At 72.6% G+C, this 19,427-nt stretch carries 20 protein-coding genes; 6 read left to right on the plus strand and 14 right to left on the minus strand.

Annotation, left to right across the window (positions count from 1 at the left end):
• Positions 1-59 precede the first annotated feature (59 nt).
• The 9 genes from EXE51_RS12285 to EXE51_RS12320 all read right to left on the minus strand — a co-directional run bounded on the left by EXE51_RS12285 (position 60) and on the right by EXE51_RS12320 (position 9,093).
• Positions 60-1,148, minus strand: a complete 1,089-nt coding sequence (locus tag EXE51_RS12285; protein WP_137692765.1) for a hypothetical protein — start codon at positions 1,146-1,148, stop codon at positions 60-62.
• A 25-nt stretch (positions 1,149-1,173) separates the two neighbouring features.
• Positions 1,174-1,998: an FAD-dependent oxidoreductase gene (locus EXE51_RS12290; protein ID WP_137692766.1), complete on the minus strand. Its 825-nt coding sequence runs from the start codon at positions 1,996-1,998 to the stop codon at positions 1,174-1,176.
• 175 nt (positions 1,999-2,173) lie between these two features.
• Entirely contained in the window at positions 2,174-2,350 is a 177-nt protein-coding gene (locus tag EXE51_RS17785) for a hypothetical protein (RefSeq protein ID WP_169514834.1), read from the minus strand.
• Positions 2,351-3,532, minus strand: coding sequence for an ABC transporter substrate-binding protein (locus EXE51_RS12295; RefSeq protein WP_137692767.1), 1,182 nt, complete (start codon positions 3,530-3,532; stop codon positions 2,351-2,353). It abuts the gene before it with no gap.
• Between the two features lie 84 nt (positions 3,533-3,616).
• Positions 3,617-4,555 (minus strand): ABC transporter ATP-binding protein, encoded by a 939-nt coding sequence (locus EXE51_RS12300; protein ID WP_094579876.1) that lies wholly within the window; start codon positions 4,553-4,555, stop codon positions 3,617-3,619.
• The gene (locus EXE51_RS12305; protein WP_137692768.1) at positions 4,556-5,773 is read right to left on the minus strand and encodes an iron ABC transporter permease; all 1,218 of its coding nucleotides are present in this window, start codon (positions 5,771-5,773) and stop codon (positions 4,556-4,558) included.
• A complete protein-coding gene (locus EXE51_RS12310) occupies positions 5,763-6,779 on the minus strand; it encodes an FAD-dependent oxidoreductase (RefSeq protein WP_137692769.1) in 1,017 nt (338 codons plus the stop codon). The genes EXE51_RS12305 and EXE51_RS12310 overlap by 11 nt, the downstream gene beginning before the upstream one ends.
• A complete protein-coding gene (locus EXE51_RS12315) occupies positions 6,776-8,014 on the minus strand; it encodes an ABC transporter substrate-binding protein (protein WP_137692770.1) in 1,239 nt (412 codons plus the stop codon). Before EXE51_RS12315 ends, EXE51_RS12310 begins: the two co-directional genes overlap by 4 nt.
• Before the next feature lie 164 nt (positions 8,015-8,178).
• On the minus strand, positions 8,179-9,093 hold the full coding sequence (locus EXE51_RS12320) for a serine/threonine-protein kinase RIO2 (protein WP_089307962.1): 915 nt from the start codon (positions 9,091-9,093) through the stop codon (positions 8,179-8,181).
• A gap of 146 nt (positions 9,094-9,239) precedes the next feature.
• Here EXE51_RS12320 and EXE51_RS12325 point away from each other — a divergent pair, with 146 nt between their 5' ends.
• The 4 genes from EXE51_RS12325 to EXE51_RS12340 all read left to right on the plus strand — a co-directional run bounded on the left by EXE51_RS12325 (position 9,240) and on the right by EXE51_RS12340 (position 12,541).
• Positions 9,240-10,088 (plus strand): biotin/lipoate A/B protein ligase family protein, encoded by an 849-nt coding sequence (locus EXE51_RS12325; protein WP_137692771.1) that lies wholly within the window; start codon positions 9,240-9,242, stop codon positions 10,086-10,088.
• Positions 10,089-10,249: 161 nt separating this feature from the next.
• Positions 10,250-11,086, plus strand: coding sequence for a deoxyribonuclease IV (locus EXE51_RS12330; RefSeq protein WP_049932392.1), 837 nt, complete (start codon positions 10,250-10,252; stop codon positions 11,084-11,086).
• 84 nt (positions 11,087-11,170) lie between these two features.
• On the plus strand, positions 11,171-11,665 hold the full coding sequence (locus tag EXE51_RS12335) for a hypothetical protein (RefSeq protein WP_049932393.1): 495 nt from the start codon (positions 11,171-11,173) through the stop codon (positions 11,663-11,665).
• A 69-nt stretch (positions 11,666-11,734) separates the two neighbouring features.
• Positions 11,735-12,541 carry a class I SAM-dependent methyltransferase gene (locus EXE51_RS12340; RefSeq protein ID WP_137692772.1) on the plus strand — a complete coding sequence of 269 codons (807 nt, stop codon included), beginning with the start codon at positions 11,735-11,737 and terminating at the stop codon, positions 12,539-12,541.
• Positions 12,542-13,039: 498 nt separating this feature from the next.
• On the opposite strand, the gene EXE51_RS12345 is transcribed toward EXE51_RS12340, so the two are convergent.
• Genes EXE51_RS12345 through EXE51_RS12355 form a run of 3 tightly spaced genes read right to left on the minus strand, consistent with a single transcriptional unit; the run spans position 13,040 to position 16,072 of the window.
• A complete protein-coding gene (locus tag EXE51_RS12345) occupies positions 13,040-13,684 on the minus strand; it encodes a hypothetical protein (RefSeq protein WP_049932397.1) in 645 nt (214 codons plus the stop codon).
• A gap of 51 nt (positions 13,685-13,735) precedes the next feature.
• Positions 13,736-14,263: a Mut7-C RNAse domain-containing protein gene (locus EXE51_RS12350; protein ID WP_089307958.1), complete on the minus strand. Its 528-nt coding sequence runs from the start codon at positions 14,261-14,263 to the stop codon at positions 13,736-13,738.
• A complete protein-coding gene (locus tag EXE51_RS12355) occupies positions 14,264-16,072 on the minus strand; it encodes a helix-hairpin-helix domain-containing protein (protein ID WP_137692773.1) in 1,809 nt (602 codons plus the stop codon).
• Positions 16,073-16,187: 115 nt separating this feature from the next.
• Here EXE51_RS12355 and EXE51_RS12360 point away from each other — a divergent pair, with 115 nt between their 5' ends.
• Both EXE51_RS12360 and EXE51_RS12365 read left to right on the plus strand, forming a co-directional pair.
• The gene (locus EXE51_RS12360) at positions 16,188-16,610 is read left to right on the plus strand and encodes a DUF2237 family protein (RefSeq protein ID WP_049932401.1); all 423 of its coding nucleotides are present in this window, start codon (positions 16,188-16,190) and stop codon (positions 16,608-16,610) included.
• Positions 16,611-16,683: 73 nt separating this feature from the next.
• Positions 16,684-17,703, plus strand: a complete 1,020-nt coding sequence (locus tag EXE51_RS12365; RefSeq protein ID WP_137692774.1) for a hypothetical protein — start codon at positions 16,684-16,686, stop codon at positions 17,701-17,703.
• Between the two features lie 7 nt (positions 17,704-17,710).
• Here EXE51_RS12365 and EXE51_RS12370 read toward each other — a convergent pair whose 3' ends face one another.
• A complete protein-coding gene (locus EXE51_RS12370; RefSeq protein WP_094495250.1) occupies positions 17,711-18,952 on the minus strand; it encodes an MFS transporter in 1,242 nt (413 codons plus the stop codon).
• Between the two features lie 149 nt (positions 18,953-19,101).
• Positions 19,102-19,374: a hypothetical protein gene (locus EXE51_RS12375; RefSeq protein ID WP_049932405.1), complete on the minus strand. Its 273-nt coding sequence runs from the start codon at positions 19,372-19,374 to the stop codon at positions 19,102-19,104.
• Positions 19,375-19,427 lie beyond the last annotated feature (53 nt).

The raw sequence follows: 19,427 nt of genomic DNA on the forward strand, positions 1-19,427 counted from the left end.
GACCCCGAGACGCGGAGATCCGGAACACGCGGCGGAGCGACGCGTCCTCCCGGCGGCGGTCAGCTCTCCGAGGGAACCGACGAGCTCGACGGGCCGCCGTCGAGGGAGGGAGCGTCCGGATCGACCCTGAACCAGCAGTCTGAACCGGTCGCGTCGCCGCCGCCCCCGAGCAGCGCCACGCCGGCGAGCCGACCGCGCGGGTCGCGGCGGCACACCTCCAGCGCCACCGGCAGCGTCGGGACGCGGCCGTCCGTCGGAGACAGCGCGTACCCGGAGACGCGGACGGTCGCGCCGCGATCGGCCTCGGCGGCCCGGTCGGGGTCGTCGGCGCGTTCGGAGCCGCCGACGCGCTCGTAGTCGTCGACGAGGCCGACCGCCGCGAGCCGGTCGAACGCGGCCGCGACCGGGTCCGCGGCCGGCGTCGGCCCGGGGTCCGGGAGGCGCTCGGCGGCCGCGGACAGCACCGTCGCCTGCGCCTCCGGATCGAGGTGGCGGTCGAGCGCTATCGCCGTCGCTTCGAGCAGGCAGAGACAGAGGTCGTCGGGGTCGGAGAGCCGTTCCGCGAACGCGAAGTACGCGTCCATCACCGCCGACTCGACGCGGTCGTGGCCCGCCGCGGAAAGCGCTTCGAACGCCGCCGCCGCCGCGGCGTGACAGAACTCGACGCGGTCGCGGCGCGGGCCCCGTCCGGGCGGTCCGGACCGGGTCGGTGCGTCTGGGTGCGGATCCGCGTCGCCATCGAGGGCGCTCCCGTCGCTGCCCTCGGCGTCGCGGTCGCCCTCGGCGGGACGGTCGTCGACGGCCTCCACCACGCGGTCGGTCAGCTCGTCGGCCGCGCCGACGTCGAGGTCGGGGACAAATCGGTCGAGGCCCGGGTCCCCGGTCGCCGTCCCGGTCGTCGGCTCCGCGAACTCCTGTCTGACGATCACGTCGTAGAAGGGGAGTTCGGGGTCGTACCGACGGAGCGTGTCGCGGTACTGCTCCGTCGCCCGGGCCGCCGCGCGGGCTGTCTCGCGGCCCTCGAAGCGCAGCCCCGCGGCCGGGACCGGCCGGTCGCCGTACCGCGCGCAGACGAGCGAGAACTCGCCGTCCTCGCCCGCGAGCGATTCGATGTGGTCCGCGATGTCGAGCAGCGTCGTTCCGATCACGGCCGTGTCCTCGGTATCGGGTCGGTCACTCCTCTAGGCTCGGGTGCGTCTCCTGTGGGTCCGGGTGCGGTTCGGCGAACCGGTCGCGCGTCGCGTCGAGCGCGGCCGACTCCCGCGCCTCGCGCTCGGCGGCGGCGATCTCCTCGCAGCCCGGCGGCACGTCGCGGTCGCGGTCGGTGAAGTACCCCTCGGGCGCGACCCAGTCGTGGTAGAACGGCTCGTCGGACTCCTCCAACAGCGTCACGGCGACCTCCGCGCCGTGGCCCGCGCACACCGCTGCCTGGTGGGGTTTGCGGGCGAGCCGTCCCGCGGCGTACAGCCCGTCGACGCCGGTCCGCCCGCGCTCGTCGGCGTCGACGTACGCCTTCCCGCGGTCGACGATATCGACGCCGTCGAGCTCCGTCAGATACCCCACCTCGTTCTTCGTCGCCGCGACGACCCGTCGGGCACCGATCCGGTCGCCCTCGTCGGTGGTCACGGCGAAGCGGGCGCCGTTCGCCGCGTCTCCGTCGTCGGCCGTGTCGGGGTCCCCGTCGGCGAGCGAGACCCGCGTGACCCGGGCGTCGAGCCGGTCCGCGCCGGCGGTCTCCGCCTGCTCGCCGAGCAGGTCCAGCAGGCGGCGCGGGTCGACGCCGAGCGGGAAGCCGGGGAAGTTCTCTAGGCGCGCGTTCCGGCGGGGGATCGACCCGCCCGGGTCGACGACGAGCGTGTCGAGCCCCTGCCGAGCGGTGTACACGGCCGCAGAGAGCCCGGCGACGCCGCCGCCGACGACGACCGCGTCGCGCTCGCGCGGGCGCTCGTCGGTCGGGCCGTCCGGGCCCTCGGCCGCTCCGGTCGCGCCCGCCGTCATCGCCCGCTCACCCGTCCACGTCCGAAGGCGTCGCCGGTCCGATTGCGGTTCGAGTCCATACCCGTTGACGCCGCCGCGACGAGATACGGCCTTCGGTCGCGGGTCGCGTCGCCGACGCGACCCGAGCGGGCCGAGGCGTCGATCGGGCGCGCCGGAGCGGCCGACGATCCCGCGGTCATCGGCGAACTCGGACCGGCCGCTCCGCGGCGATGAAGGGCTCGTCGCGGTCGGTCGCCGCGAACGCGATCCCGCCGCACTCGCCGCGCTCGACGCGCCACGTCGGCAGCGCGGGCACGTCGTAGTCGGTCGGGTCGCCGTACGTCGCCGCGACGGTCCACTCGCGGGCGCGCATCTACAGCTCTCCGTTGATCGCGTCGGCCACCCGTTGCCGGTCGAACAGCCGCTCGCCTTCGGGGATCTCCGGGTACGGGCCCTCCTCGTAGCGGGGCCACGCGCCGAACGCGTCGGGGTACAGCTGCTTCGCGGTCATCTCCAGCTGGAAGAGGTTCAGGATCGGTCCCTGATACCGCGCGCCCTGCGGGTGGATCCGGTCGTTCTTCACCGCGGTGACCTCCGAGCCGACGGGGTCCTCCTCGAAGGCGGCCCGCCGCCCGGCCATGTCGGTTCCGGGCTCGAAGCCGCCGAGGTAGAGGATCACGTCGGGGTCGGCTTCCAGTATCGTCTCGAAGTCGACGACCGTGCCGGACTCGACGCTCCCTCCGAAGGCGTCGCGCGGCCCGAGCGGGCGCGTGTGCGACGTGAGGAAGCCGGGGTTGCTCAGCGTGTACGCGTAGATCTGCTCGATGTCGGCGGCCGCGACCATGATCGCGGTCGGGCGCTCCGACTCCGGCGGGAGCCCATCGTCGATCGTCGCGAGGAGCTCCTCGCGGACGGCCGCGAGCGCCTCGTAGCGCTCGCGCTCGCGGAACGCCTCCGCGACGATTTCGAACTGCTCCCAGAGGCCGTAGTACTGGTACCCGTCGGCCCACTCGCCCGTCGGCTCCTGGTGGCGGTCGGAGAGGGAGTTGCCGAACCACGGCGAGACGCGCTCGGCGATCTCGTCGACGTCCTCGCGGCTCCACGCGTCCTGCCGGGTGATCCACGCCGGGTCGGCGAGGTGGACGTCGCTGTCGAGTTCGTACAGCTTCTCCTTGTCGGGCTGCCACGAGGAGTAGAGCCCCGACCAGTCGAGCGAGACGCCGGGGAGCCGCTCGACGAACTGGTTCCAGAGCCCGTTGTAGTAGTCCGGCGCGTGCATCGCGGTGAGCCCGTCGCTCCGTCCGAGGGCGAACGCCATGCCCGCGTGGTGAGTGAGCCGCGTGAACACCGTCTCGGGCGGCGACTCGAACGTCACCTCGCCGGTCGGCGAGATCGACGCGGCGTAGCTCTCGTCGCCGCCGTCGGACCCCGACGGATCGGACTCCGCGCCGCCGCCGGCACAGCCGGCGAGTAGTCCGCCGAGGGCGACCGTCCCGCCGTACTTCGCGAACGCTCTCCGGGTGTGTCCGTCGACTGCCTCGTCGATTCTGCGCATACTTTTAGGCTAGCCTAAACCAATTTAACCGTTCCGATCTTTAGGGCGACCTAAAACCGTGTCGCTCCCCCGCACCGGTTCCGGTCACTCTTCGTGGCGCGCGCGGATCGGCGTGACTCGCGGCCCGCGGTCGGTGCCGACCACGTCGGCGTCGACGCGGAACACCTCGGAGAGCAGGTCCTCCGTGACGACCTCCTCCGGCGGGCCGCGCGCCCGGACTTCCCCGCCCTTGAGCGCGACCACGCGGTCGGCGAGCCGCGCGGCCTGCTCGATGTCGTGGAGGACGACGACCACGGTGACATCGCTCTCGTCGCGGAGCGTCTCGATTACCTCCATCACCTCCATCTGGTGGTGAAGGTCGAGGAACGTCGTCGGCTCGTCCAAGAGGAGCACGTCGGTGTCCTGCGCCAACGCCATCGCGATCCACGCCAACTGCCGCTGCCCGCCGCTCAGGCTCCCAACCTCGCGGTCGCGCAGGTGGCCGCAGCCCGTCAGGTCGATTGCGCGCTCGACCGCGCGAGCGTCCTCCTCGGTCGTCCGCTCGAAGAACCCCCGGTGCGGGTAGCGACCGTGGTACACGAGGTCCTCGACGGTGATGCTCTCGGGCGACGTGCGCTCCTGCGAGAGCAGCCCGAGCCGCTTCGCGAGCGGCTTCGCGTCCATCGACTGGACGTCGCGCCCGTCGAGCAGGACCGAGCCGTCGTCGGGCGCTATCTGGTCCGCCAACCCCTTCAGGAGGGTGCTCTTCCCGGAGCCGTTCGGCCCGACGAGCGCCGTCACCGCGCCCGGCTCGGCCGCGATCGACTCGCCGTCGATCACCGGCTCCGGGGCGGTCGGGTAGCCCACCACGAGGTCCTCGGCGTTGAGGTCGCTCGCGTCGGTCGCGTCGCCGGCTCCGGTCGGTCCGGTCGCGTCACCGGCCCCTGTCTGTCCGGTCCCGTCGCGCGGGCCGTTCGCGCCGCGCGTTTCGGTCTTGCCGCTCGATCCCTCCGGTTCGGTCGCGTTCGCACGGAATATGGACACTCAGAGCTCACCCACGTTCTGCCGCCGCCGCATCAGATACAGGAAGTACGGGCCGCCGACCAGCCCGGTGACGATCCCCACCGGGATCTGTGCGTCCGCGCCGGTTAGGACGCTCACCCCGAGGCGCGCGCCGACGTCGGCGCCGACCATCAGCGCCGGGCCGACGAACAGGCAGCCGACGATCACCCGCTTGTAATCGCTGCCGACGAGGTTCCGGACCACGTGCGGGACGATGAGGCCGACGAAGCTCACGATCCCCGCTACCGCGATGCTGGCGGCGGCCGCCAGCACGGCGACGCCGGAGAGCGCGAACCGGACCCGCTCGATCGACATCCCCAGCGACTTCGCCGTCTGCTCGCCGAGGAGGAGGAGGTTCAGCTGCCGCGAGCCGACGAGCGACAGCACGACCGCCACGAGCGTCCACGGGAGCGCGGTCCGGACCTGCTCCCAGTCGGTCCCCGTCAGCGACCCCGTCGTCCACTGGATCGCCGACTGGACGACGCCGATGTCGTCGGCGAAAAAGAACAGCCCCGTCTGGAGGCTGTTGAAGACGGTCCCGACGATGACGCCCGCGAGCACGAGCCGGACCGGGCTCGTCCCGTTCTTCCACGCGATAGCGTAGACGATCAGGAACGCGACCGATCCGCCGAGCGCCGCGATCAGCGGGAGGAACGCCGAGAGCCCGCCGAACACGACGAGCGTGAGCAGGATGGTCAGCCCGGCGCCCGAGGAGACGCCGAGGATGAACGGGCTCGCGAGTTCGTTGCGCGTCACCGCCTGGAAGATGGCGCCGGAGACGGCGAGGTTCATCCCGACGACGACGGCGACGAGTACTCGCGGCAGGCGGATGCTCCAGACGACGAGCGTCTCGCGCGCGAGCTCCGGCAGCTCGCCCCGGAACCCCGTGACCGCCCGCATCGGCTCCTCGCCGAGGAGGAAGTTGAGGAACCACCGCGGGTCGAGCAGGACGGCCGGGTCGAGGACGGCCCGCCACGCCTGCCCGACCGTCATCGAGTATGCCCCGAAGCTCACCTGAACGAGCCCCGCGAGGACGACTATGAAGAGGCTCACCGCGGCCACGGTCGCGAGCCGCGGCTCGAAGAGCCACCCGAGCCGACCGCGCCCGCCCGGTCGACTCGCGGTCGACTCGCCGCTGACCGCCCGACCCTCGCCCTCCGTCACCCGCCCGCCGTCGGTCCGCGACCCCTCACTGCTCATCGCGGGCCTCCGTCGGCTCGCGGCGCGTCGACCCGTCGCCGCCCGCGTACGCCGCGACCGCCCCGTCGTCCAGCGCGTCGAGCAGCGCGGCGGGCCCGTGTGCGTCGACGACCGCCTCGGGGTCGAGTCGCTCGGCGAGCGCGCGGTGACCGGCCGCGGCGCGCGCGGCCGCCTCGTCCGCGTCGACGTACGCCGACAGGGCGTCGTCGACCGCGGCCTCGCGGACGCGCGCGAACCGCTCGGAGTCGGGGTCGACCGGGCCGTCGGCGTGGGTCTCGTCGAACCACTCGACCCAGCGCTCCCGGTCGGTCCACTCGCCCTCGCGCTCGGCCTCGCGGCGGACCCAGTCGACGCCCTCGGCCGCCGCCGGCCACCAACCGTCGTCGATCCGGGCGTCGGCGACCACCCGCTTGCCGACCCGCGCGCCCCGGCCCGCGGCCGTGACCGCCTGCCGGTCCGCGTCCGACGGAGACGCGACGTACAGCCCCTCGACCGGCGTCTTCCCGTCTCGGTCCGCGTACTCCCGGTCGAAGTCCTCGCGCGTCTCGCCGTCGCGATCGCGTGCCTCGAACATCGCGCCGTCCTCGTCGAGCCCGCGGAGGTACTCGCCGTCGTAGCGCGTCGCCGCGACCACCCGGCGGGCGGTGACCGGGTCGCCCTCCTGCGGGGTCACGACGAACCGAGGCGCGTCGCCCTCGGGGGGCTCTCCGGGCCCGCCGTCGGTCGCCCGCTCGACGGTCTCGACGAGGTCGTCGACGACCGCACAGCCCGCCCGCTCGGCCTGCTCGCGCATAAGGTCGGAGAGGGTTCCGACGTCGACGCCGGCCGGGAAGCCGGGGTAGTTCTCGAGGTGCGCGCACCGCGCGAGCGACGACCGGCCGCGGTCGAAGACGGTCACGTCGAGGCCGTCGCGCGCGGCGAACACCGCGGCGGCGCAGCCGGCCGGCCCACAGCCGACCACGACGACGTCGCGGTCGGCGGCCTCGGGCTCGGCGGGGCCGCTCATTCGCCCCCTCCGGCGACGATCGAGGCGACCTCGCCGCGGTCGAACAGCTGTTCGTCGGCGGGGATCTCCGGGTAGTCGTCGCCGCGTTCGTACGTCGGCCACTCACCGAACCGCTCCGGGAACAGCTGTTTCGCGGTCATCTCCAGCTGGAACAGGTTCATGATCGGGCCCTGAACCGGATCGCCGGAGGGGTAGAAGCGGTCGTTCGCTATCGCGGAGAGGTCGCCGGCGACCGGGTGGTCCGACAGCTCCTCGCGGACAGCGCCCACGTCGTAGTAAGAGGCGATCCCGTACTGGTGGAGGACGACGTCGGGGTCGACCTCCAGCAGTCGCTCGTGGTCGTATGCCGTCTCGTAGGTGACGTCGTCGCCGGCGAACGCGTCGGGCACGTCGAACGGACGCACGTGCGCGTTCGCGAACCCCGGCTCGTCGGTCCGCGAGGGGTAGTATGTCCCGTCCATGTAGATGAGCGTCGCGACGGTCGGCCGCTCCTCGGCCGGGGGGAGGTCGCTCCGGATCGTCTCGATCAGGTCCTCGCGGACCGCGTCGAGCGCGGCGAAGCGTTCCGACTCTCGGAACGCGGCGGCGACCCGCTCGCCGATCTCGGGGAGGGTGTAGTACTCGTACCGGTCGCGGTACGCCTCGGGCGGCGCGGCGTGCCGGCGGCTGTAGCTGTTTCCGAACCACGGCCCGACGCGCTCCCGGACCTCGGCCACGTCCTCCTCGTCCCAGCCGTCGAAGGAGGCGAACAGCGCCGGGTCGGCCAGGTGGAGGTCGGAGTCGAGCTCGTAGAGGAGCTCGCGGTCGACCGAGATGCCCCCGCCCGAACCGGAGTTGAGCTGCGTGATCCCCTCGCGATCGAAGGAGACGCCGTCGAGGTTCGCGTAGTAGGCGTCGAGCGTGTTCCCGCCCGCGTCGGCGTCGAACCCGAGAGAGTTCACCGCCCCGCCGTGGCCGAGCGCCACGGCGAGGTCGGCGTACAGCAGGCTGTACACCGACACGCTCTCGGGGACCGCGTCGAACTCGACCTCGCCCACCGGGGCCATCGCGGCCGTGTACGTGTCCGGCGAGTCGCCGCCGGAGCCTCCGTCCGCGGAACCGGCCTCATTCTCGGACCCGCTCGGCGTCGTCTCCCTCCCGCTACACCCGGCGAGGAGCCCCGCGCCGGCGACGGCGCCGCAGTACCTGATCGCGTCGCGTCGCGTGCCGGTGAGTCGGTCCGCGTCTGGTTGCATACGATTTAGGCCACCCTAAAGGATTAAAGCGGTTTCGAATCTTAGGTATGCCTAAAACCTCGCCAGACGGTCGGCGAGACCCCGCGGACCGGTGCGGACGTGACGAACGGCAGCCGAGCGGGACGAACCGCGGCCAAGCCGGATTTCGTATCGCGCTATCCGCTTTATTCGGCGCCGAACGACCGCACGCTCTCGAACGAGCCGTCGGCGATAGCGGCGGCGATGCCCTCGATGTCGGCCTCTCGCGGCACCTCGTGCGGGTACTTCCGACCGAAGTACCGGACGAGGTTCTCCACGTCGCGTTCGAGGAACTCCCGCGCGTTCTCGTGGTCGACGGGCACCGCCTGCGGCCAGTCGAAGATGGTGATCCCGCTCTCGGCGACCGCGACGTTGTGCTCGGAGGCGTCGGCGTGGATCCAGCCGAGTTCGTGGGCGGTCGCGAGTTCGCGGCAGATCAGATCGAGGACGCCGACCGCCTGCTCGGGGTCGAGCTTCGCGCGCGAAAGTTCGACGCCCGCGAACTTCTCCATCACGATGGCGTGTCGGTTGTGGTCGACCGGCCGGGGGACGGAGACGTCCGGATACAGCGACTCCATCGCCTCGTACTCGCGCTCGGCCGCCTTGCGCGCGGTGTACAGCCATGAGACGTGGTCCCGGTCGGCGGTGTACTCGCGCTCGCGGTTCACCTCGCGGAAGTTGGTGTACCCCTCGCGGTGGTACTTCAGGGCGAGCGGCCGGAACGACTGCGCCTCGTACACGTCGCCCTCCTTGCCGAGCCCGAGCGGCGCCCCCACACCGTCTATCGTCTCCCGCTCCGCGAACGTCCGGAGCGCCAGGGCGTCGTACCCCTCGAAGGTGAGCTGGTACCCCTCGTACTGGATCGTCTTCCGCTCGATCAGCTCGCGGTCGAGGCAGCGGTCGATGCGGTAGTCGACCTCCTCGCGCGTCAGGTCGGCGTAGTCCGGGAGCTTGTCGCGACGGACCCACTCCGAGAAGCGCATCCCCTGCTCGACGCCCGAGAGAAGGTAGAAGTCCTCGGGGTCGAGGTCGGCCATGTCGCCGGCGACGTTTCGCACCATACGCGCCCCTACTCCGGCGATTCGTAAAAGGGGCGCGCGTTCGACGACATCCACTGGTATAGCGTATATCGCGATATCGAATTTCGTTCGGGCCGACCGCTGGGCCGAGCGCAACCGCTTTCGGAGCGGCGGCCGACGGTGTCGACATGACCGCGCCCGCCGTCGACTGGCGGCTGATCCGCGAGGAGACCCGCCCTGGCCCAATGCAGATGGCGTTAGACGAGGTTGCCGCCGAGACCGCCGCGGCCGGCGGCCCCGCCACGCTCCGCACCTACCGCTGGGAGCCGAGCTGTCTCACCCTCGGCCGCCACCAAGACCCGGAGACGGTCGACTGGAGATTCTGCGAGCGCGAGGGGATCGACGCAACGCGCCGGCAGACCGGCGGCGGCGGCATCTACCACGACGAAACGGGTGATATCGCCTACTCTATCGCGGTCCCCGCGGAGACGGTGCCGGGCGAACTGCTCGACTGCTACCACCTTCTTTGCGAGCCGGTCCTCGACGCCTTCGACCGGCTCGGCGTCGACGCGGACTACGTCGACGAGTCGGTGCCGGAACTGTATCACCCCGCCTGCTACCTCCGCGAGCTCCACCCGGCACACGACGTGGTGGCCCCGGGACCGGAGGGCGACGAGCTCCGCAAGATCGCCGGAAACGCGCAGTACCGCAAGCGGGAGGCGGTGATCCAGCACGGGTCGTTGACCTTCTCGGTCGACGCGCCGCGGCACCTCGGCGTCTTCGCCGATCCGTCGGTGACTCCCGAGGCGTTCCGAGACCGGGTCGTCGGGATGGACGAACTGGTCGATGTCGACCGCGCGGCCGCGGTGGCGACCGTCGAGGCGGCGCTGGCCGACTGGGCGGACGCGACTCCGGGAGCGACGGTCGACGCGGACGGGTCGTGGGCCGACGACGAACTGGAGCGGGCCGAGGAAATCGCCGCGGAGAAGTACCGGAACGAGGAATGGGCCCGGACGCGACCCGGGGGCGGCGCGTAAGATGCGGAAAGCGGGGAGCGGCGGCAAGACGTGGAAAGCGGGGAGCGGCGGTAAGACGTGGAAATCGGGGAGCGGCGGCGGGTGACGGCGGGGACGACCGCGAACGACCGCGGACCGCCCGGTTCCGAAGGGGCTTTTTCGACCGCCCCCGTGTGATCGGTATGAGTCTCAAGGTCGGCGCGCACGTCTCCATCGCCGGCGGCGTGGACAACGCCGTGGCGAACCAGGTCGAGGTCGGCGGCAACTGTGGACAGATCTTCACCCACTCGCCGCAGGTGTGGCAGGACCCGGACATCGGCGACGAGGAGGCCGAACGGTTCCGCGAGGGGACCGAACGCGACTTGGAGGGGCCGTGGGTGATCCACACCTCCTACCTCGTGAACCTCTGTACGCCGAAGGAGGGGCTCCGTGAGAAGTCGCTCGACTCGATGCAAAAAGAGGTCGACGCGGCCGACAAGCTGGGCATCCCGTACGTGAACGTCCACCTCGGCGCGCACACGGGGGCCGGCGTCGAGGGCGGCCTCGATAACGCCGCGTCGGTGATAGACGACCTCGACGTGCCCGACGGCGTGACGATCCTGATCGAGAGCGACGCGGGCGCGGGAACGAAACTCGGCGGCGAGTTCGAGCACCTCGCGGGGGTCATCGACCGCACCGAGACCGACATCGATGTCTGCGTCGACACCGCACACGCGTTCGCGGCGGGCTACGACCTCTCGACGCCCGAGGCGGTCGACCAGACGATCGGCGAGTTCGACGACGTGGTCGGGTTAGAACACTTGGAGTACGTCCACCTCAACGACTCGAAACACGAGTGCGGCACCAACAAGGACGAACACGCCCACATCGGCGAGGGGCACATCGGCGAGGCGGGGATGGAGCGGTTCCTCAACCACCCCGATCTGGCGGACGTGCCGCTCGCGCTGGAGACGCCGACCGAGGACGGAAAGAGCTTCGCGTGGAACATCGACCGAGTGCGCGAACTCCGGCGCGACTGAGGCACCGCGACCGAGACGCCGCCGTCTCCGCGGACGCCGTCCGTCCGACGCAGTTTTAAGTTATCTCGCGGGCGATCCGCGGGCATGTCCACCACGAGAGCGCTGCTGGTCGGCCGTCGCCGCGGCCGCGCGGTCGGACTGGTGGTCGGATTCGCCGGGGTCGTGGCCCTCGTGCTCGTCGCCGCCTTCGTCGCCGAGTCAGTCGGCGCGACGACGGCGGCCGCGCTGACCGACCGGCTCCTCCCGCCGTTAGTGTTCTACGCGCCCGGGCCGCTGGCCGCCGCCGGGGCGTACGCGCGCTGCGGGGGGCCGGCCTGTCTGACCGTCGGCGTCGTGCCGGCGGTCGTCCTCGGGGGGTTCGTCCTCGTCGGGACGGTGGTCGGCGTCCCCGGCGTCAACGGCGGGAACCCGGCGCTCGGCGACGTGACGGTGAGCTTCGCCGCGATCGGGCTGAGCAGCGCGTTTGTCGGCTACTGCGCCGGGGTGACCGCCGTCCTCGCCGCCGACATGCTGGGATTCGGCGGCCACGGCAGCGGAGGGGAGACGGACGGCGGCGAGGGGGACGCCGACGAGCCGTGACGGCCCGACCGGGAATCGAGCGGCGGTCGATCTCCGGACGTTTATTTTCGCCCGCGCCGAAGCGGGGGCGTGCGACGCTTCTCCGCCGAGTACCTCGAACACACCCGCCGCGGGATGTGGGAGGACGGTCGCGACGCGCTCGCCGACTTGGAGCTATCGAGCCGCGAGCGCGTCCTCGATGTCGGCTGCGGTACCGGAGAACTGACCCGCGTGCTGGCCGCGGAAACGGACGCGGACGTACTCGGCGTCGACGCGGACCGAGAGCTCCTCTCGGTCGCCCGCGAGGAGAGCGACGGCCGGATCGGCTACCTCGCGGGCGACGCCACGCGGCTCCCGGTCGGTGACGACGCGGTCGACCTGGCCGCCTGTCAGGCCCTGCTGATCAACCTCCCGGACCCGACCGCCGCGGTCCGAGAGCTCGCCCGCGCCTCCGGGGACCTCGTCGCCGCGGTCGAGCCGGACAACGCCGACGTGCGGGTGGCCTCGACGGTCGACGCCGAGGAGCGACTGGAGCGCGAGGCCCGCGAGGCGTACGTCGACGGGGTGGACACCGACGTGGCGCTCGGCGACCGGGTCCGCGAGGCGTTCGACGCGGCGGGACTCGTCGACGTGCGCACTCGGCGCTACGTCCACGAGAAGCGGACCGAGCCGCCGTACGCCGAGGCCGCGCTGCGGTCGGCGGCGCGGAAGGCCTCCGGCGCGGGGCTGGCCGACCACCGCGACGAGTTGGTGGCCGCGACCTCCGAGCGCGCGTACGACGACCTCCGCGGGCGCTGGCGCGAGATGGGCCGCGAGGTCGTCGACGCCATCGGCGCCGCGGAGTACGAACGCGTCGAGTACGTCCCGTTCGACGTGACGGTCGGACGAGTGAGCTGAGAGAAAGAGGAAACCAGAACCGACGCCGACGGGCGGTTGTTTATAAGTCAGAGAGGCTGACTCCGAATTTGATATATAAATGAACGGTAGCAGATCGGCGGCCGACACCGCCAAAGCCCCAGCCGTCCGGGTATAAATGACTGGTTGTAGATCGGCGGCGAACTCCTCCAAAGCCCCAGCCGCGAGGGCTCGCGCGGCTCGTTGCGCTCCTCGCTCGCGCGGCTCGTTGCGCTCCTCGCTCGCGCGGCTCGTTGCGCTCCTCGCTCGCGTTGCTCGCTGCGGTGCGTACTGCGCCGTGCTTCGCCCTCGCGACTGCCACTTTGAGTCCCGCCCCGCACCGCGCCTCACGCCTCCCCAGCCTCGTCGGCCGGCCTCCGCTTCGCTCCGGCCGGCCGACTCCCTCGCGCGTGCTGTCTCGCGGCCGCCGAGGGCGGCCGCTCGGAGGCGCGCGCCACCGCACCGGGTTCGATTTATAAATAGCGTCGCGGTGCGTCCGCCTTACACCATGTCGCCGCGAACCGAGGCGCCCTCCTGCTCTGTGCGCTGTCGTTTCAACACGTCCGCGGCCTCGGTCGCGGCCTCCTCGTCGGCGCCGAGCATCCCGAGCGCGGCGGGTAGCGTCGGCATCGCGAGCGAGGCCTCGCGGAGGCGGTCGAAGGCCTCGTCGTCGCGCTCCCCGTCGACCCACAGGCAGACCCCGCGGGGGTCGAGCACCTCCTCGTAGGCGTCCCGGGCGAGCGCGCCCTTCAGGCGCTGCCGGACGTTGTCCTCGAAGCCCGCGTTACACACCTCCAAGTGGATCGGCTCGTCGTCGTCAAGGAGTTCGGCCGCGAGGCACTTCTCGGGTGCGGCGTACCCGTTGTCGCTCGTCCGCACGCGGTCCGGGTGCGCCTCGGCCCACTCGGCGTCGACGGTGGTGCCGACGCCCTTCACGCCGTACTCGGCCTCGAACGCCGCGGCCGCGTCGCCGTCGCCGCCCATGATCACGTCCTTGGTGAGATAGACGTCGAGCCGGTCGACCGGGTCGAGTCCGAGCGCCACGTCGCCGAACGCCCACACCTCGCGGACGGGCACCGGCATCGGTTCGCCCGCGACGCGGTCGACGAGCGACTCCAGACGGTCGACGGCCCCTTCGCGTTCCATTGGCGACGACTACGCGTCGGGCGGGCAAACCGGTTACGCTCGGCGGGGCGGTCAGATCTCGTCGAGCCGCGCCGCCACGTCGTCCCAGTGCCCCCCTTTCCAGAACCACTGGCCGCACTCGGTGCAGCGCCACCCCGGGCGCTCCGACCCTACGTCGTCCGGGACGTACTCCGGACGGTCGGCCGACGGGTCGCCGACTTCGAGCGAGTCGACGCGCTCGACGGGCCCGTTACACGAGCCGCACCGCGTCGGCTCGTCGGCGAGTTCGACGCGGAGACCGGCGGCGGCGAGTTCCCGGAGCTGGTCGAGCACGTCGCGCTCGGCGAGGAGGACGGCGTCGACGGCGGGGTCGCCGCGGGGGGCGCGGTCCGCGAGGTCGTGGTCCCGAGTGAGGAGGACGCGGTCCTCGGCGGCCGCGACCTCGCGGAGCCGGTCGTCGGCCTCGATCCCCCGGTCGAGCGCGTAGGCGGCGTCGTACCCGCAGAGCCGGAGGTAGGTGGCGAGCTTCCCGCACATCACGTCGAGCAGGACCGGCGGGCGGTCGGCGGCCGAGGGGGCGCTCCCGTCCCGGTCCGTCATCTACAGCAGGAACGACCGGAGCCCGTCGAGCGAGCGCGCGTTGAGCACGTCGGCGGCCCGCGCCCACCCCCGCCGCGCGGTGTGGACGCCGTACCGCGCGTTGTCGAGTTCGCGCGGGGCGTGCGCGTCGGTGTTGACGGCGATCGTCGCGCCCGCCTCGACCGCGGCCCGGACGAACTCGCCGTCGGCGTCGAGCCGGGCGGGGTTCGCGTTCACCTCGATGGCGGTGCCCGACGCGGACGCCGCCTCGGCGACCGCCTCCACGTCCGGGTCGAGCCCCGGTCGCTCGTTGATCAACCGGCCGGTCGGGTGGCCGAGCACGTCGACGTGAGGGTGCTCGACCGCCCGGACCAGTCGCTCGGTGGCCGCCTCGGCGTCCTGCCCGAGCGCGGCGTGCGGCGACGCGACGACCAAGTCGAGGGCGGCGAGCGTCTCGTCGTCGGTCGAGAGGTCGCCGCCGGCGTCGATGTTCGCCTCGATCCCGTGGAGGAGCGGGATATCGACTTCGTCGGCCGCCTCGGCGACCGCCGCGGCCTGCGCCTCGATGTCGGACTCGTCGAGCCCGACGCCGCCCACCATTCCCGGTCCGGTCGCGTGGTCGGTGACGACGTGGTAGTCGTAGCCGCGTTCTTCGGCCGCCGCGGCCATCTCGGCGATCGAGAAACCGCCGTCGGACCAGTCGGTGTGGGTGTGGAGGTCGCCGCGGAGCTCGTCCGGGCCGACGAGCGGCGGCAGGCGACCCTCGGCGGCGGCCTCGACCTCGCCGCGGTCCTCCCGGAGCTCCGGCGGGACCGGGTCCATGTCGAGCGCGCGGTAGACCTCGTCCTCGCTCTCCCCCGCGATGCGCTCGCCGGCACGCGTCGCGTCGGCCTCCGCGCCGTCCGCGGCGGCTCCGTCGGCCGCCTCGCCTTCCGCGTCGTCGTCGGCCGCCTCGCCCTCCGCGTCGCTCACGTCGAAGAGCCCGTACTCGTTCAGCTTGCGCCCGCGGTCGATCGCGCGGTTGCGGACGGCGACGTTGTGTGCCCGCGACCCGGTGAAGTATTGGAGCGCGGCGCCGAACTCGTCGGGGTCGACGATCCGGAGGTCGACGCGGGTGCCGTCCGCGCGCACGCTCGCCTTCCCGGTGCCCGCCTCGATCGTCGCGTCCGCGGCCTCCCAGTCGGTGAACGCCTCGACGATTGGATCGCGCTCCTCGCTGGCGACGAGCAGGTCGATGTCCCCGATCGTCGGCTTCCACCGCCGGATCGAGCCGCACACCTCGACCGACTCGACGGCGTCGCGGTCGGCGAGGTACGCGAGCGCGTCGTCCGCGACCGGCCGGGCGTCGCCGAGGCGGGTCCGCTCGCGGGCCTCGCGCGCGAACGGGATGTTGTCGAGGATGTTCTCCTCCGTCTTGGCCCCGAAGCCGGAGACCTCCCGGATCTCCTCCGCCTCGGCGGCGGTCTCCAGCTCGTCGAGGTCGCTGATCCCGAGCGCGTCGTACAGCGAGCCGACCGTCTTCGGCCCGACGCCCTCCACCGCGGTCACCCCGGCCATGTCGACGGGCAGCTCCTCGCGGAGCTCGGTTAATTCTCCGATCTCGCCGGTCTCGACGTACTCGACGATCTTCGCGGCGATGGCGTCGCCGACGCGGTCGATCTCGGCGACCGCGTCCTCGCTGTCGGCCGCGAGCCCCTCGATCGGCGCCGGGTGGTCGCGGACGTTCTCGGCCGCCCGTCGGTAGGCGGTCGGTTTGTACTCGACGCCCGTCGCCTCGAGGAGGTCGGCGAACTCCTCCAACCGCGTCGCGACCTCGTCGTTCCGGCTCATCACGCGACCGTTCGGCGGGACGGCACTTATACCGCCGGGCGAACGCCCGCGATCGGCGCCGTCCGCGGGCCACGTCGACCGGTCGCTTATTCCGACCGAGACCGAACCCGGTAGTATGTCGAGCGACCACGGCGGCGCCGACGGCACGGCGGACCGAAACGTCCTCGGGGGCGAACTGGCCCCCTGCGGCCGCGACCCGACGACCGGCTACCTGCGGGACGGACACTGTCGCGACGTGGACGGCGACGCCGGCGAGCACACGCTCTGTGCGGTCGTCACGGCCGAGTTCCTTCGGTACAGCCGCGACCGCGGCAACGACCTGATCACGCCCCGCCCCGAGTTCGAGTTCCCCGGGCTGGAGCCGGGCGACCGCTGGTGCCTCTGCGTCGGCCGGTGGCTGGAGGCCGCCGAGGCGGGCGTCGCCCCGCCGGTCGTCCTCGAAGCGACGGACGAGTCCGTGCTGCGCGCGGTCGATCCCGACCGACTCCGCGAGCACGAGTTCGACCCGGCGGCGTTCGATCCCGGAACGCTCGACTGAGGTGGGCGCGCGCCGGGGCGGCGTTCGGAGGCGACCCCGGAGGCTTTTTCGCCCCGGCCCGGGACTCCGAGACATGGCCGAGACGGGCGACGTGCCGGACGACAGCGTCCGCGAGCGCGCCGATCGGAGCCGCGTCGCGCTGTGGCTCCTGCTCGACGCCGACCGACGGCTCGTCACGGCCGTCATCCTCTCGCTCGTCTTCCTCGGACTGGTGGCGGCCGGAGCCGTCCTGCCCGGCGCCGCCGAGACCCTCCGCGGCGGCGACTCCGTCGACACGCTGTTCCAAGGGCTCCTCACGGCCACGATCACCGGCGTCACGCTCGTGCTCACGCTGAACCAGCTCGTGCTCTCACAGGAGCTCGGCGCCGTCGGCGACCAGCGCGAGCGCATGGACGGCGCGATGGCGTTCCGGGACGACGCGGCGGCCGTCCTCGGCGAGCCGGTCAGCCCCGCCGAGCCGGCGGTGTTCCTCGGCGCGCTCGTCCGGACGGCGAGCGACCGCGCGACCGCCCTCCGCGAGGCCGTCTCCGGGACGACCGACGCGGAGTTGGCCCGGGCGACCGACGACCTGACCGACGCCGTCGCGGAGAACGCTGCCCGGACGACGGACGGGCTCGACGGGGCTCAGTTCGGCGCGTTCGAGGTGATATCGGCGGTCCTCGACTTCAACTACTCGTGGAAGCTGTTCGCGGCCCGGCGGCTCCGCGAGCGCCACGGCGAGGCGCTGAACGAGACCGCGGCGGCGGCGCTCGACGACCTGATTGAGACGCTGCGGCTGTTCGGCCCCGCCCGTGAACACTTCAAGACGCTGTACTTCCAGTGGGAGCTGATCGACCTCTCGCGGCGGATGCTCGTGTCCGCCGTCCCGGCGCTGCTGACGGCGGCGGCGATGGTCGCCTTCTTCGACGCCGAGCGCTACGCCGGGTCTATCCTCGGCGTCGAGGCCGTCGCGTTCTGGGTGGCGCTCGCAGCCGCCGTCTCGCTCGTCCCGTTCGCGCTGCTTTTAGCCTACATCCTCCGGATCGCGACGGTGACGAAGCGCACCCTCTCAGTCGGCCCGTTCATCCTGCGCGAGACCGACGGCGAGGCGTGAGCGGCCGTCACTCCCTCGACTCGGTCAGCCAGAGCCCGGCTGCGACGGCCGCCGCGACCCCCATCGACACGGCCAGCAGCGCGAACGCCGGGCGGAACCCGGCGGCGTCGGCCACGACGCCGACCGCGCTCGGCGCGAGCGCGCCGGCCCCCATGAGCAGCGTCCGGACCACGCCGAGGCCGCCGCCGGCGAGCCGCTCGGGGAGCAGCTCCATCAGGTAGGCGCCCCGGACCGGGCGGAAGCCGTGCGACCCGAGGCCGAAGGCGGCGACGACCGCGCCGGCCGCGAGCGCGCCGCCGCCGAGCGCGGGGAGCGAGACGAGGGCGACGAGCGTCGCGGCCGCCAGCCCGAGCGTGGCGACCATCACGGGGAAGCGGCCGACGCGGTCAGAGAGATCGCCGGTGACGAGCTGGACGAGCGTCATCGCGAACACGAGCGAGTACAGCAGGCTCGCCGTCGGGCTCGTGAGCTCGACCGCCTCGGAGAGGTACAGCGGCAGGAACGCGACGAGGCCGTTGTAGGCGAACGAGAAGCCGACCGTCACGAGGACGAACGCCGCGAACCGGGCGTCCCCGAACAGCCGGAGGTAGTCGCGCGCCCCCGGATCGCCGCCGTCGTCGCCCTCGTCCGCCGCCCCCGTCGCCGCCGGGGACCCGGCGAGCCGGACCGCGGCGACGGCCGCGAGCGCGACGGCGAGCGTCCCGGTGAGCAGGAAGGGGGCGCGCCAGTCGGCGCCGGGCAGGCGCGCGAGGACGGCCGCGAGCGCGGGCGGCGCCGAGAGGACGGCGACGACGACCGCGGGCGCGGCGACCCCGCCCATCGCGCCGAGCGTGTCGTGCGCGCCGAGCATCCGCCCGGTGCGAGCGGGGTACACGCGGGCGATCAGCCGCACCGAGACGGTCTTGTGGACGCCCGTCCCCGCGCCGATGACGAGCATCGCGGCCACCAGCGCGGCGAAGGGGGCGTCGACCACCAACGCGAGCGACCCCGCGCCCGCGACGAGCGCGCCGGCGACGATCACCCGTACCGGACCCACCCGGTCCGCGACCGCACCGCTCGGGAACTGTAACAGCGCGTACACGATCATGAAGCCGGTGAACGCGGTCCCGACGGTCGCGTTGCTCACGCCGTAGGCGCCCCGGATCGACTCGAACAGCGGCGGGAAGAGGTACCGGACGAACTTCCCGAGGAACCAGACGAGCGAGACGAGGAGGAGGGCGTCGTACTCGCCGATTCGACGGGAGCGCATCGGGCGTTCTTGCCCGGTCGACGGCATAAAAGGTCTGAAGCGTCGGGCGGCCCGCGGTCGCGCGGCGTGTGGGCTCCCGTCGCCGCGTTGCGTTCTCTGTACTCGTGCCGCGTTACCTGCCGCCGCGATGGCGAACGCCGGCGCGGGCGCTATCCGCCACCGCCGCCGTACGACCCCTTCTGCGCCTCTAGCTCGCCCTCGCGACGGCCGTCGGCCTCGTCGGCGTCCGACGGCGGTTCGGCGTCTCCCGTCGACCGGCGGACCGCGAGCACCCACCCGAGGCCGTACGCCGCCGTCCCGCAGGCGACGCCGCCAGCCGTCCCGAGGGCGGACGCCCCGGCGAGCCCCGAGAGGACGGCCACCGCCGGACCGCCGAGGAGGGCGTATCCGAGGTTGTCGGTCACCACGTCGCGCACGGTCACGCCGGCCTCAACTCGCCCCCGTCAGAAGTGTTTTGTCGTCGCCCCGACCGGGC

Source organism: Halorubrum sp. CGM5_25_10-8B (genome assembly GCF_005435095.1).
Classification (GTDB): Archaea; Halobacteriota; Halobacteria; order Halobacteriales; family Haloferacaceae; genus Halorubrum; species Halorubrum ezzemoulense.

Excerpts from the sequence above, each read along its gene's own strand:
- EXE51_RS12290 (WP_137692766.1), bottom strand. The coding sequence starts at position 1,998 with ATGACGGCGGGCGCGACCGGAGCGGCCGAGGGCCCGGACGGCCCGACC.
- EXE51_RS17785 (WP_169514834.1), bottom strand. The coding sequence starts at position 2,350 with ATGCGCGCCCGCGAGTGGACCGTCGCGGCGACGTACGGCGACCCGACC.
- EXE51_RS12295 (WP_137692767.1), bottom strand. The coding sequence starts at position 3,532 with ATGCGCAGAATCGACGAGGCAGTCGACGGACACACCCGGAGAGCGTTC.
- EXE51_RS12305 (WP_137692768.1), bottom strand. The coding sequence starts at position 5,773 with ATGAGCAGTGAGGGGTCGCGGACCGACGGCGGGCGGGTGACGGAGGGC.
- EXE51_RS12310 (WP_137692769.1), bottom strand. The coding sequence starts at position 6,779 with ATGAGCGGCCCCGCCGAGCCCGAGGCCGCCGACCGCGACGTCGTCGTG.
- EXE51_RS12315 (WP_137692770.1), bottom strand. The coding sequence starts at position 8,014 with ATGCAACCAGACGCGGACCGACTCACCGGCACGCGACGCGACGCGATC.
- EXE51_RS12320 (WP_089307962.1), bottom strand. The coding sequence starts at position 9,093 with ATGGTGCGAAACGTCGCCGGCGACATGGCCGACCTCGACCCCGAGGAC.
- EXE51_RS12325 (WP_137692771.1), top strand. The coding sequence starts at position 9,240 with ATGACCGCGCCCGCCGTCGACTGGCGGCTGATCCGCGAGGAGACCCGC.
- EXE51_RS12330 (WP_049932392.1), top strand. The coding sequence starts at position 10,250 with ATGAGTCTCAAGGTCGGCGCGCACGTCTCCATCGCCGGCGGCGTGGAC.
- EXE51_RS12335 (WP_049932393.1), top strand. The coding sequence starts at position 11,171 with ATGTCCACCACGAGAGCGCTGCTGGTCGGCCGTCGCCGCGGCCGCGCG.
- EXE51_RS12345 (WP_049932397.1), bottom strand. The coding sequence starts at position 13,684 with ATGGAACGCGAAGGGGCCGTCGACCGTCTGGAGTCGCTCGTCGACCGC.
- EXE51_RS12350 (WP_089307958.1), bottom strand. The coding sequence starts at position 14,263 with ATGACGGACCGGGACGGGAGCGCCCCCTCGGCCGCCGACCGCCCGCCG.
- EXE51_RS12355 (WP_137692773.1), bottom strand. The coding sequence starts at position 16,072 with ATGAGCCGGAACGACGAGGTCGCGACGCGGTTGGAGGAGTTCGCCGAC.
- EXE51_RS12360 (WP_049932401.1), top strand. The coding sequence starts at position 16,188 with ATGTCGAGCGACCACGGCGGCGCCGACGGCACGGCGGACCGAAACGTC.
- EXE51_RS12365 (WP_137692774.1), top strand. The coding sequence starts at position 16,684 with ATGGCCGAGACGGGCGACGTGCCGGACGACAGCGTCCGCGAGCGCGCC.
- EXE51_RS12370 (WP_094495250.1), bottom strand. The coding sequence starts at position 18,952 with ATGCGCTCCCGTCGAATCGGCGAGTACGACGCCCTCCTCCTCGTCTCG.